Source organism: Pseudoxanthomonas sp. 22568 (assembly GCF_052044485.1).
GTDB lineage: Bacteria > Pseudomonadota > Gammaproteobacteria > Xanthomonadales > Xanthomonadaceae > Pseudoxanthomonas_A > Pseudoxanthomonas_A beigongshangi.
The window spans coordinates 321,550-334,447 of sequence record NZ_JBQENC010000001.1 but is presented as its reverse complement, the minus strand read 5'-3'; the positions used below and the strand labels follow the sequence as shown (position 1 = coordinate 334,447).

Here is a 12,898-nt window from a genome sequence, read left to right as displayed (position 1 = left end):
CCGCCCGTCCCTGGCCCTGGCATCCTGCCCCGCCGTTTCACCTCGGCGTGCATCCGTCTATTGCTCGCTCCCCAGCACGAACGCCGACGCGGCAATGGCGGCGTCGCTGTTGAGCACTGCGGTGTTCTTGCCCGCGGCGGAAGGCAACCCGACCTTCAGGTTGACCGCACCCGTGACCAGCGATTGCAGGATGGGCGTGAGGATCGGCAGCCCCAGTGCGATGTTGCCGCAGCCGGTGGCCGCGGGCACCGCGAAACTGTTGTCGACGAAGGTGGCATCGGTCACCTGCAGGTAGCCGATGAAATTCTCCTCGTCGGTGATGATGGTCTCGACCGTGCCGGGATTGCCCGCGATCGGCTGGTTCGGCGGCGGCGGCTGGGTGGTACCGGTCTGCAGCTTGATGATGATCGGGTTCTGCGGCGAACCGATGTAGCAGTTGTTGCCCAGGAACGGATTCTGCAGGTGCACGCGCACCGCCAGCTGCGCCGCGGTGGGGTCGCTTCCGTCGGTCGGCGGGAACAGCGCGTTGCCGAAATTGGTCTGCGCCAACGCGACCGGCTCCATGGTGGCGGTGACGTCGTTGACCGTGGCCACGACCGCCCAGAACGCGGTCCACAACGGGCCGGGCCAGTCAGGCGCCGGGTTCATGATGCCCAGCAGGCCACCCGGCACCTTGGCCGGTGGCGCCGAAAGCGTCGGTGCGCCCACCGCCTGGTACAGCGGCGACGGCCCCAGGTTCTCCACCCCGCCCTGCAGCACGATGGGCTTGTCGATCGGCAAGGTGGTGTTGCCGATGACGAACACGCCCGAGTCGGTGGTGTTGATCACGCAGGAACCCACGCTGGGATTCGTGTACGGACAATACTTGAACATCGCATACGGACCGGATGGCGTACCCGCGATGGCCGCGGGCATGGCGGCCATCGCCGCCAATCCCGCGAGGACAACGGACAACGACGTCTTCAACATGACGGACTCCTGCATGTGCGTTCCGGACGCGCGTCCGGGTCGGTAACGGGATGGATGAAGTGCCCAGGGGGCTGCCTCGATGCGTGTGACCGTGGCGGGAGGGGCTCGCCACGGACGGCATCGCCCCTGGGCAGCCCCCTGGCTTTGAACAGGCTCAGATCACGGGATGACCCGTGCCACTGGCCAACCGGTGGTGCGCAGATGGGTGGGTGCCGTCGAAGCAACGGCGCAGCCACCGAGCGTTCCACTGAACTGGATGCTCGCGGGTGTGGTGGACGAACCGTTGGTCATCGCCACGTTGGGCAACGGCGCGCGTCCGGCGGCGCTCGGGCAGTTCGCGTTAAGCGGCGCGGGGATGAACACGTTCACGCCACCCACATTGGTCGTCGTGCTGGCGGTATCGCCGATGGTGAGGGTACCGCCGGTACCGCTGGTGGCGGTGATGCTGACCTTCCACGGCAGCCCACGCGGCACGATAGCCGCGCACGCGGCGCTGCCACCGAAGCTGACCGCGGTGATGCTGGCGACGCCGCCACTCACCACAACAGTGAAATCCGCGGACGAACACGGGAGCGAGTTGCCGAAATACGAGGCCGTCGTGGTTCCCACGAAATGGGTGGTGCCATCACCCCAACTGCTGCCGTTCCAGACCTGGAACGTGGCGGCGGATGCCGATGCGGCGCCGAACATCGCAACGGCGGACACGGCTGCAAGCAAGCTTACCTTGAACTTTGACATGGTGCCTTTCTCCGATGGAGGGTTGCTGGTGTATTTGAATGCGGATGCACCCAAATGGCTTTTTCGTGTTCGAAGCAGAGAGGTCATCCGAGGTGGACGCCATCCATGGCGTCCTCGGAAACATCGCTTGCTGTTGTCTGGTTTGTCTCGACCCGCTATCCGCGGACCGTTCGGTCGGTCAGAAGAATCCCTTGCGGATGGACAGCCCGATGATCCGGGGATCCTGGATGAAGACATTGGAAGTCAGGCCGGTGTCGTCGCTGTTGAGGAAGGTGCCGGTGATGGCCTCCTCATCCAGCGCGTTTTTCACGTACAGCTGCACGGTCAGATCGGTGGCCGGCTTGTACCAGGTCAGCGACAGGTTGACGTTGCCCCATTCCTTGAGCCGATCGATCCGGTCCTGGTAGATGCGCGCCCAGCTCTTGCCCTGGTAGTAGAGATCCGCGCGCAGGGTCAGCTCGCTGTCCGCCAGCAGGAAGGTGTACTGCGGGCTCAGGCTGACCGTAATGTGCGGTGCGTTCGGCAGTTCATTTCCACCGACGTTCTTGGCGAAGCCTGCGCCACCGTTGGGCGCGTCGGTTTCCGGGTTGTAATAGGCGCCATTCAACAGATAGGCGTACGGCCCGGGGCCGCCATTGAAACCGCGGTCCGCCGTGAACCCACCCATCGCCGTGTAGTAGTTGACGGTGCAGAAGCTGTTGAGGAAGCCAGCATTGCTGTACATCTGGTTGAACGGATCGGCGAAATAGTTCTCCAGCGCCATCGATACCAGCGCGGTCGGCGCGATGCAGTTCGACGCCAGTTGCATCCATGGACGCACGGTGGTCCATTCGGGATTTCCCGCGGTCCGATCCATCACGTCGATCGAGTACTGGTTGGCGCCGATACGGCTGCGCAGCAGGCCCACGTTGCCGCTGATCTGGAAGGCGTCGGTCGGCTTCCATACCAGTTCGAACTCCGCGCCCCAGGTGCGCGCATCGAAATTCTCGTTGAGGGTGGCGCGGTCCTGGATCTGCGAGACCTGGTAGTCCTTGTAGTCGTTGTAGAACGCAGTGGCGTTGAACATCAGCTGGCCGCCGGCCATCACGTTCTTGGTACCGATCTCGAACGCGTTGACGTACTCGGGCCGGAACTCGGGGTTGCGCTGTTCGAAGCTGAGCGCCTCCGGATTGGCTCCCACGCCTGGTGAATTGGTGCCGCCGGCCTTGTAGCCGCGCGATATCGATGCATAGACCAGCGTGCTGTCGGTGAAGGACAGGTCCGGCGACCAATCCAGCACCAGGCGTCCGGTCGGCTCGGTCCAGGTTTGCCGGATGTCCGGGCCGGCGGGATAGCCATATCCGGTGTACCCGCCGAACAGCGACGAGTTGCCGCCCACGGTGGAATCGCCCAGCAGCGTCTGGCTCGCGTACGGCGTGGTGATCTTGCGATCCCGGGTGAGCCGCACACCGGCGGTCAGTCGCAGCGTATCGGACAGCTGCCAGTAGCCTTCACCGAAGATCGCCGCCGACCGCGTCTTGGCGACGTTGCGGCTACGGAAGTAATTGTGTCCCTGCCCATTGATGGAGCGCAGCGGATTGGGGTCGATATACACGCAGGGCACGTCGATGCCCTGATTCGGATCGAACCGTGTCGCGGTTCCCGCGGGACAATTCCCTGGCGCCGTGCCGCTGCCGTTGCCGTTGAAGAACAGCTGCGCCAGCGCGCTGAACATGTTGCTGAATACGTAGTAGCTTTCGTCAACCTCGTATTCCAGGTAGTTGGCGCCCACGCTGAAATTGAACTTGCCGTCGAACGCCGATTGCAGGCGGAATTCCTGCGACCACTGCGTGCTGTAGGAATCGACCAGGTCGACGTTCAGCAGCCGGTTCGAGCAACCCAGCTGCGGGTCGCAAAAGATGCCGCCCGGCGTGGCCGGATAGGCCGGCCCCAGGGTGAAGTCCGGCAGGAACTGCAGGGCATCGTTGCTGTCGTTGAAGATCGGATTGGACTGGAATCTTCCGTAGTCCTGGGTGGAGTAGTAGCGGTCACGCGTGTACAGCGTCTGCGATACCAGATTCAGCTGATCGGTCAGGCCGAAATCGAGGTTGATCTGCACGACGTCGTTCTTCGCCTCGAAACGGGGGTCGTAGGTGGTGGCGATTTCGCGCAGGTCGGTCGATTGCCGCAGCCCGGCGTAAGGGTCCACGCCGAGCGGAAGCAGCGGCAATCCGCCGATCGGGAATCCGTTCTCGTCCACCAGCAGGCCCAGGATCACCGGCGACGCGCCCAGGATGTAGGGCAGGCTCGCGGCATTGGGCACACCGAACGCGTCGTTGCCGTAAAGCGAGCCGTCCTTGCAGGACTGGCTGAGATAGTTGCGGGCATTGCCGAAGACCGGCTCGTAGCCGCCGATCGTGGCGGGCCCTGGATCGTTGTGGCAGATCTGCTTGCCGGTGCGGGCGCGCATGTCGTCTTCCTGGAAATGCTCCCAGGCCACGCTGGCACTGAAGCGTTCGCTGGGCCGGAACGTCGCCGACAACCGCGTGGTCATCAGGTCACGGTCATTGACATCCCTGTCGGTGACCGTGTTGTGATCGTATCCATCGCGCTTGGTGTACTGCGCGGCCACGCGGAAAGCGAAGGTCTCGCTCAACGGGACGTTGATCATCGCGTTGACCCGGCGCGATTCGTAGTTGCCGAGCTCGGTCTTGACGCTGGCGTCGAAGGCTTCCGGATCGGCCAGGTTCGGGATCATGTTGACCACGCCGGCGGTGGCGTTGCGCCCGTACAGCGTCCCCTGCGGACCGCGCAGCACTTCCACCCGCTCCACGTCCAGGTATTCCTGCTCGAACAGGCGGTTGCGGATCATCGGCGTGCTGTTGAAGCTGACCGCGACCGCCGGGTCGGTGGTCACCGACAGCGCCTGCGTGCCGATGCCGCGGATCTGGAAGTTGTAGCTGGCGAAATTGGTCTTGGAGAAGGTGACGTTCGGCGTCGCCGTGACCAGATCGCCACCGGTCTCGATCTTGCGATCATTGAGATCGTCGCCACTGAAGGCGCTGATGGCGATGGGAACCTTCTGGATGTTCTCCACCTTCTTCTGCGCGGTGACCACCAGGGTATCCAGCGTGGTCTCGTTGCGCGCTTCAGCAGTTCTTGTCGCGGTTTCGCTTGCAGTCTGCTGGGCCACGGTCCCGGAGGTCGTCGCCGACTGCAGGGCGGCGACCTCCTGTCCGTTTCCCTGCGGCCCGCCCGGCTTGTCCTTCTTCGCCGCCGCTTCGCGGGCGGCCTGCGCGGGATCCCTGATCAGGATCGCCCCCGAAGGGCTGACGGTATAGGTCAGTCCGGTGCCTTCGAGCAATTCTTCCAGTGCCTGTGTCGGCGCCTTGCTGCCCACCACCGCGCGTCCGCTTCTTCCGACCGCAAGTTCGGGCGAATACAACAGTTGCTTGCCGCTCTGGCGCGCATAGTCGGACAAGGCCGCACTGAGGGTCTGCTGGGGTATCTCGAAACGCGCGGGCGGGTCGGTGCCGTCTCGCGCCTGCGCCGCGAGTATCGGCGACAGCGCCAGTACCAGGGCACAAGGCCTGAGCACGTGCTTTGCGAATCGAGACGAACGAACTCCCATGCTTCCTCCCCGAGTTTTTTTGTCACGCGGCCACGTCGTGATGGCGACGTACTTCCGTACAGACGCGCTCCCGCGCAAAACCCGAACCGTGATCGGAAAAAAAAGATCACGACTGGAATACTGGACCCGCGGGATCTGTTTTGCGACGCAACAAGAATCGCCGGGCGGAGGCCCGCGTCAGTCCGGGATCATTCCGCGCGCGCCATGGCGCGGGGATGTGCGCGCGCTCACCGGGAGCGCGATTCGAGCACCACGCGATCGTCTTCGCGCGGATCGCGCTGGATGGGGAAGTAATTCGTCAACGCCTCGACGAACGTATGCGTATCGCCGGCATTGAACGCGCCGCTGATCTTCAGCGAAGCGAGCTGTGGATCGCCCAGCACCACCTTTCTCCGCGAATAGCGGTTCACTTCGGCAATCGCGGCGTCCAATCGCTCGTTGTCGAATACGATCTGGCCGGTGCGCCAGCTGACCACGCGCCCCACGTCGGCCACCCGCACCACCGGCCGGGATCCGTCGGTGGCGACGAACTGCTGGCCCGGATGCAATTCCGCCAGCGTCGCCGCATTGGCCGGCGATGGTGCGACGCCCTGCGCCGGCGCGACACCCACGCGACCTTCCAGCAAGGTGACTTCGAACAGGCGCTCCCCGACCCGCACGTCGAACTCGGTGCCCAGCGCGGTCACCCGCTTTCCATCCGCGGTGACCACGAACGGGCGCGAACGATCCTTGGCGACCTTGAACAGGGCCTGCCCACGTTCAAGGGTCACCGCGCGGACGTCAGCGCGGTAATGCACCGACAGCCGGCTGTCGGTGTTGAGGGTGACCACCGAACCGTCGTCCATCGTCACCACGCTGCGCTGGCCCACGCCGGTCTGGTAGACATTGCCGGCCAGGGTGTCGCCCGCGCCGGAGAACAACCCGCGGGTGGCCTCCGGCCTCAGCGCGATGACACCCACGCCGGTCAGCAACAGCAGCGAGGCAGCAATCGACAGCCGCCGCCATCGCCGCGAGGAGCGCAACCTGCCTTCGGCCACGCGTGCCAGCGTCTCGCGGCGCAACGACTGCATTTCCGGTGAATCCGACAGCGTGCGTACCCAGTGATTCGCGGCCTGGATGCGCCGCCAGGCCGCCGCGTTCTCCGGCGACCGCGCATGCCAGGCATCGAAGCCCTCGCGCAGGCGCGGCTGGTCGGGTGCATCGCGCAGGATCTCGCTCCAGCGCGCGGCCGCCTCGTCGGCGCTGTCCGCCGCGAAGTCCATCGCCCAGGTCGTTGGAGGAGTCCGCGAGTTCATGGGTGCGTTTCGCCAGTCTCTGTCGTGTGCCTGTCCGGCGGGGTCATGCGCCCTCCGGCATCCCGCCCAGCGCGCCGCCCAACCGGGCCAGCGCCTTGGCCATGTGTTTCTCGGCGGCCCGGACGGAGATGCCCAGCATGACCGAGATTTCAGTGTATTTGCGCTTTTCCATGGTCCTCAGCACGAAAACGTCGCGGGTCCGTTCGGGCAGGCTCCGCAGGACGGCGGTCATCACCCGGACCGCCTCCTCCCCCAGTAAGACGCGCTCCGGCGAAATATCCGTAGCGGGCTGGTGAAGATCCTCGTCGAACGACTCCTGGACATCCATCGCCCGGACCTTGCGCCGACGTGCCCAGTCGCGCAGGACGTTGGCCGCCACCTGGAACACGTACTGCTCCACATGCTCGATGGCGCCGCCGCGGGCGCGCCGCAGCAGGTGCAGGAACACTTCCTGGGTCAGGTCGTCAACCTCGCTGGCATCCCGGACCCGCTTGGCGAAGAAACCGCGCAACGGCGCGCGATAGCGCAGCGAAATGGTGTTCAGCAGGTCGTCGCGCCCGTCGCTGCCCTCGTCGATGCGAGGGGAACCCTGGGCGAAAGGCGATGGTTCGGACACCGGCATCCCCTGTCTGGCGATCGTCCTGAGAAAAGGAAATCCGACCTCCATCCGGCGGGTGCCCGCGGGCGGGCCGGCACGGCGCATACGGTCGGGTACGTGCGCCAGACTAGGCACACGCCGGGGGCCGCGCACGTTGCAACGCAATATCCGGTCGGCTGGCAGGCCCCGCCGCGGCACCGCGATTTCCCATCCAGGAGCGGCCCAGTTGGAAGTTGGCGGCGGAGCCGAGCGAGCTCGGCTCTACGTGTGCCATTCCCGGTACAGGCCGTCCTCGCCGGCCGGCCGCAGCCGTGCCAGCCGCAAGGTGGCGTGCGCATCCGGCGGCAGCGCCATCTCGGCGTACACGGCGGCGGTGGACAGGCCGTACGGCGCGCCGTCTTCGTTCGAATAGGCGAACCACGCCTCGCCGATGCCACACAGGTGCATGGCGGCCAGGCACATCGGGCACGGGTGGCCGCTGGCGTAGATCACGCAGCCGTCCAGGCGCGGCGTGCCCAGGCGTGCGCCGGCCTGGCGGATGGCCAGCAGTTCGGCGTGCGCGGTGGGATCGTGGTCGCGATGGATGCCGTTGGCGGCGCGGGCGACGACTTCGCCGTCCCGCACCAGCACCGCGCCGAACGGACGGCCTCCGTCGGCGATGTTGGCCCTGGCGAGCGCGATTGCCTCGCGCATGAACTGCTCGTGATCCATGCCGCCTCCTGTCGCGGGTCGCGGAAAAAGCGAACCCCGCCTGAGCGGGGTTCACGGGGATGGCAACGAGGAGCGCGGAATCAGTCGCCCTGCTGCTTCTGCATGTGTTCCCAGCGCTCCTGCGCATCAATGGTGCGCTCGGCGGTCAGGCGCGCCTCCAGGCGCTCCAGGCCGATTTCCTCGCCGGTGTCGACGCAGTAGCCGTAGTCGCCGGCATCCACGCGCTTGAGCGTGCTGTCGATCTTGCCGATCAGCTTGCGGTAGCGATCGCGGGTACGCAGTTCCAGCGAGTTCTCGGTTTCGCGGGTGGCGCGCTCGGCTTCGTCGCCGATGTCGCGGACCTCGTCCTTCAGGTTCTCGATGGTCTGCTTGGATTCCTCGACCAGATCCGCACGCCACTGCAGCAGGCGCTGGCGGAAATATTCGAGCTGGAGCGGACTCATGTACTCCTCGTCCACGGCCGGCTTGTAGCCATGGGGAACGATCGGTCGACCGGTGGCGTCATCGGTCTTGTAGGGCACCACTTTGAATTTTTCCCGGACGACGGGAGCCTGCGGCTTGGCGGCCACGGCCACGGCCACCTTGCCGGTGGAACGGGGAGCGATGGCAGGCTTGCTGGTCACGGGGGCGGAATTGGTTGTCTTGCTGGTCGGTTTCGGTGCGGGCACTGGCTTTGCGGGGGATGGAGCCTTGGCCACCGGAGCCGGCGCGGGCTTGGCCTCCTGCCGAGGTGCGGCGGGAGCGGTCGAGCGCGGTGCGGGGGCCTTCGGGGGAGCAGTCTTGGCCGGAGCCGGCTTGGGGGCGGGCTTCGGTGCGGGTTTGGTCTTCGGTGCTGCGACGGGAGCGGTCTTCTTGGCCACAGCCTTCTTCGCCACCGGCTTGGCGGCCGGTTTTGCCTTGGCGGGCGCGGGCTTGGGCGCCGCCTTCCTGGCCGCCGGCTTTGCGGCCGGCTTCTTGGCCACGGCTTTCTTGGCGACGGGCTTGGGCGCCGCCTTCTTGGCCACCGGCTTGGCGGCCGGTTTCTTGGCGACAGCCTTCTTCACGACAGGCTTCTTGGCGACGGGCTTGGCGGTTTTCTTGGCGGCCTTGGCGGCCTTCTTTGCAGGTTTCTTAGCAGCCACGAACAGCGCTTCCTTGTTCTTCCCGAGCATCGGGAAAGCGCGACTTTATAGCCTACCCGGCGGGCAGCGGCAACCCAACACGGTTATCATCCGGACATGATCGGCCGGGTACTCATTGCTGTCCTGCGGGTGTACAAGCGCTTCATCAGCCCGCTGCTGGGTCCGCGCTGCCGTTTCGTGCCATCGTGTTCGGAATACGCGATGGAAGCGATCGCCCGGTTCGGTCCGATGAAAGGCAGCTGGCTCGCCGCCCGCCGCATCGGCCGCTGCCATCCCCTGCATCCCGGCGGCCACGACCCGGTGCCGCCCGCCGGTGAAACCTCCGCCCCCTGCACAGGAAAGCACTGAATGCCCTCCACCCTCATCGTCAATGCCCGGATGGCCAGCGAAGGCCGCGAATTCGAAGGCGACCTGCGCATCGAGAACGGTCGCATCGCCCGCATCGGCAGCGGCCTGTCCGCCGGGGCGGATGAAAAGGTCGTCGACGCCGCCGGCCGCTGGCTGCTGCCGGGCATGATCGACGACCAGGTCCACTTCCGCGAGCCTGGCATGCCGCACAAGGGCGATATCGCCACCGAATCGGCCGCCGCGGTGGCCGGTGGCCTGACCAGTTTCATGGACATGCCCAACACGGTGCCGCCGACCCTCGATTCGGCTGCGCTGGAAGCCAAGTACCAGCGGGCGGCGGGCCGGGCCTGGGGCAACTACGGCTTCTACCTGGGCGCCAGCAACGACAACCTGGAGGCCATCCGCGCGCTCGACCCGAAGACCGCGCCGGGCATCAAGGTGTTCATGGGCGCCTCGACCGGCAACATGCTGGTGGACAACCCGGAGACCCTGGACGCCATCTTCCGCGAGGCGCCGACCCCGATCATCACGCACTGCGAGGACACGCCGACCATCGATGCCAACATGGCCGCGTTCCAGGCCCGCTACGGCGATGCGCTGACCGCCGAGCACCACCCGGACATCCGCAGCCGCGAAGCCTGCATCAAGTCGACCCGGCTGGCGCTGGAACTGGCCCGCCGCCACGACACCCGCCTGCACGTGCTGCACATCTCCACCGCCGACGAACTGGCCCTGTTCACGCCCGGCCCCCTGATCGACGCGTCCGGCAAGCGCAAGCGGATCACCGCCGAGACCTGCATCCATTTCCTGCGCTTCGACCGCGCCGACTACGCGCGGCTGGGCAACTTCATCAAGTGCAACCCGGCGATCAAGGACGCCAGCGATCGCGAGGCGCTGATCAAGGCGCTGGCCGACGATGTCATCGACGTGCTGGCGACCGACCACGCCCCGCACACGCTGGAGGAGAAGTCCAAGCCCTACGCGCAGGCGCCGTCCGGCCTGCCGCTGGTCCAGTACGCGCTGGTGGCGGCGCTGGAACTGGTCCACGAGGGCCGCGCCACGATGACCGAGATCGTGCAGAAGGTGTCACACGCCCCGGCGCAGCTGTTCGACGTGCACGAGCGCGGCTTCCTGCGCGAAGGCTATTGGGCGGATCTGGTACTGGTGGACGACGCCGAGTTCACCGTGCGCCGCGAGGACGTGCTGTCCAAGTGCGGCTGGTCGCCGTTCGAGGGCACCACCTTCCGTTCGCGCATCGGCGCGACCTGGGTCAACGGCCGGCTGGTCTGGAACGGCGAGCATCTGGTCGGCACGCCCAACGGCCAGCGGCTGGAGTTCGATCGGTGACGCGCCTGGCCGGCGCGGCCTGCGCGCTGGGCCTGGTCTTGCTGTTCTCCCCCGCCCGTCCTGCGCTGGCGCAGGAGGTGCTGTCCGAGGGTACCTACGGCCCCGCGTCCGCCGGTGCGCAGGACGAGCGCGTGGTGTTTCCCCCGCAGGTCTCGCAGGGCGCGCTGGTGTTCGGCAAGGTGCCGCCCGGCAGCCAGGTGCGTTATGCCAACCGCGCGTTGCGCACCAGCGGCTATGGCACGGTGGTGTTCGGGGTCGGCCGCGATGAAGCGGGCCCGCTGGGTATCGAGGTGACGACGCCCTCCGGGCGCCGGGAAACCGCGCGCATCACGGTGACGCCGCGCGACTGGCCGGTGGAGCGGGTCAACGGCGTGCCGCCGAAGACGGTCAATCCGCCACCGGCGATCGCCGAGCGGATCCGGCGCGAGCAGGCGCAGGTCACCGCCGCGCGCGCGCGCGACGACGATCGCACCGATTTCGCCCAGTCCTTCATCTGGCCGGTGCAGGGCCGCATCAGCGGCCGCTTCGGCAACGCGCGCGTCTACAACGGACAACCCGGTTCCGGCCATTCGGGCATGGACATCGCCGCACCCAATGGCACGCCGGTCAAGGCGCCTGCGGCGGGCGTGGTGACCTTCGCCGGCCCGGATCTGTACCTGACCGGCGGCACCCTGTTGCTGGATCACGGCTACGGGGTCAGCTCCAATTTCCTGCACCTGTCACGCATCGACGTGAAGGTGGGCGATCGCGTCGAGCAGGGCCAGGTCATCGGCGCGGTCGGCGCCACCGGACGCGCCACCGGCCCGCACCTGCACTGGGGCATGAACTGGTTCGACGTGCGCATCGATCCGCTGCTGGTGCTGGAGCGCGCGCAGGCGGCTGCAACGAAGTGATTGTGGGTTCACCGGCTTTCGCGACTCACGTCGCTCCCACAAGAATTCCCCTTGTAGGAGCGACGTAAGTCGCGAGCTTTTCGGTCCGATTGCGATGGAGTAATGGCAAGCGAGGCAGGCAGGCGTCGCCGATGACAGGTACGGGCAACACGCAGGTTACGGTCGCGACTGACGTCGCTCCTACAGGGGAAGCTTTTTGTGGGAGCGACGTGAGTCGCGAGCTTTTCCCGATTTGCGCGAGAGACGGCTCAGCCGTTGCTGCCGCTGACGCGGGCGACCGCGTCGTGCGGGTGCAGGCTTTCGAAATGGGCGACGGTGGCGTCGTAGCGCGCCACGTGCGGATCCTGCGAGAGCGCGGCGGCCACGCGGCGCGCGGCATCCTCGCAGAACATCAGGTTCTCCGCGTTCAGGCGCGCGAAAGCCTGTTCGTCGACCCGCTTGACCGCGGTCTGCACCGGCGTGCCCAGGGCGGCCTCGATCGCGTCGATCAACGCCACCAGCGGCAGTTCCTCGAACTGCGGACGCAATTCGACGCGCACGCTGGCGCGGCTGCGCTGGGCGTGCGGCGTCGCCGCCAGTCCGCGCTCGGAAGACAGCCAGTCGCGGACCACGCCGACCGACAGCGGGTGCGCGGCGGCGAAGTCCTCGGCGAACCGCTCGGCGTTGGCCTGGCGCGACAGCGCCGCCGAGGCCGGGCAGGTGCTGGAGTATTCGACCGAGAACGACAGCGCCAGGTGCAGGTGACCGTCGACCAGGGTGGCGTCGATCTCGACCGGATAGCGCTTCCAGCCCGAGTACTCGCTTTCCAGCGCACGCCGGCGCAACAGCGCGTCATAGCGCAGGCGGATGCGGGCCTGGTTCGCCAGCCCCTGCTGCGAAGCCACGCCTTCCTGCAACAGGTGGCGCAACCCGGCCGGGGTGATGGCCTCGCGCGACAGGCCGTCCTGCAGGTGCAGGTACAGGCGCGACATGTGGATGCCGCGGGCGTCCGGATTGGTCAGGTTGACGAACACGTCGATGTTCGCCGGCACCTGCAATTGCCCACCCTCGCCATCGCCGATGCGCACCGGCAGGGCGATGCCTTCCATGCCCACCCAGTCCAGCGCGCGTGCCAACGGCACGCTCTGGTGGGCGACGTCGGGAAGATCGGCGCGTGGCGCCACGGGAGGGACGGAGGCCATGTCGGTACGGGGGGAGAAAACAGGCCCGCATTGTACCCCCAGCCCCGAATCGCCAGATGAAACAGTCCGTTACGGCGAATCCGCATG

11 protein-coding genes are annotated in these 12,898 nt (G+C 66.7%); 3 read left to right on the top strand and 8 right to left on the bottom strand.

The annotated features are described in order from the left end of the window. Window positions 1-57 precede the first annotated feature (57 nt). The 7 genes from ACTJI2_RS01680 to dksA all read right to left on the bottom strand — a co-directional run bounded on the left by ACTJI2_RS01680 (window position 58) and on the right by dksA (window position 9,042). Window positions 58-969 carry a hypothetical protein gene (locus tag ACTJI2_RS01680; RefSeq protein WP_440840868.1) on the bottom strand — a complete coding sequence of 304 codons (912 nt, stop codon included), beginning with the start codon at window positions 967-969 and terminating at the stop codon, window positions 58-60. 159 nt (window positions 970-1,128) lie between these two features. Then, window positions 1,129-1,707 (bottom strand): hypothetical protein, encoded by a 579-nt coding sequence (locus ACTJI2_RS01675; RefSeq protein ID WP_440840867.1) that lies wholly within the window; start codon window positions 1,705-1,707, stop codon window positions 1,129-1,131. Between the two features lie 178 nt (window positions 1,708-1,885). After that, window positions 1,886-5,284, bottom strand: a complete 3,399-nt coding sequence (locus tag ACTJI2_RS01670; RefSeq protein WP_440840866.1) for a TonB-dependent receptor domain-containing protein — start codon at window positions 5,282-5,284, stop codon at window positions 1,886-1,888. A gap of 260 nt (window positions 5,285-5,544) precedes the next feature. After that, window positions 5,545-6,612 (bottom strand): FecR family protein, encoded by a 1,068-nt coding sequence (locus ACTJI2_RS01665; RefSeq protein ID WP_440840864.1) that lies wholly within the window; start codon window positions 6,610-6,612, stop codon window positions 5,545-5,547. A gap of 43 nt (window positions 6,613-6,655) precedes the next feature. Then, a complete protein-coding gene (locus ACTJI2_RS01660) occupies window positions 6,656-7,315 on the bottom strand; it encodes an RNA polymerase sigma factor (RefSeq protein ID WP_440840862.1) in 660 nt (219 codons plus the stop codon). A gap of 156 nt (window positions 7,316-7,471) precedes the next feature. Then, entirely contained in the window at window positions 7,472-7,921 is a 450-nt protein-coding gene (locus ACTJI2_RS01655) for a nucleoside deaminase (RefSeq protein WP_440840860.1), read from the bottom strand. An 80-nt stretch (window positions 7,922-8,001) separates the two neighbouring features. After that, complete coding sequence (dksA, locus tag ACTJI2_RS01650; protein ID WP_440840859.1) at window positions 8,002-9,042, bottom strand: RNA polymerase-binding protein DksA; 1,041 nt, start codon at window positions 9,040-9,042, stop codon at window positions 8,002-8,004. Between the two features lie 96 nt (window positions 9,043-9,138). On the opposite strand from dksA, the gene yidD reads away from it, so the two are divergent. The 3 genes from yidD (at window position 9,139) to ACTJI2_RS01635 (ending at window position 11,630) form a co-directional block, all read left to right on the top strand. Further along, window positions 9,139-9,390, top strand: coding sequence for a membrane protein insertion efficiency factor YidD (yidD, locus tag ACTJI2_RS01645; protein WP_141452428.1), 252 nt, complete (start codon window positions 9,139-9,141; stop codon window positions 9,388-9,390). Next, complete coding sequence (locus ACTJI2_RS01640) at window positions 9,391-10,737, top strand: dihydroorotase (RefSeq protein ID WP_192198899.1); 1,347 nt, start codon at window positions 9,391-9,393, stop codon at window positions 10,735-10,737. Window positions 10,738-10,802: 65 nt separating this feature from the next. Next, the gene (locus tag ACTJI2_RS01635; protein WP_440840961.1) at window positions 10,803-11,630 is read left to right on the top strand and encodes a M23 family metallopeptidase; all 828 of its coding nucleotides are present in this window, start codon (window positions 10,803-10,805) and stop codon (window positions 11,628-11,630) included. 248 nt (window positions 11,631-11,878) lie between these two features. Here the strand turns inward: ACTJI2_RS01635 and folE2 are convergent, their stop codons facing one another. Continuing rightward, window positions 11,879-12,811, bottom strand: a complete 933-nt coding sequence (gene folE2 / locus ACTJI2_RS01630; protein ID WP_183637352.1) for a GTP cyclohydrolase FolE2 — start codon at window positions 12,809-12,811, stop codon at window positions 11,879-11,881. Window positions 12,812-12,898 lie beyond the last annotated feature (87 nt).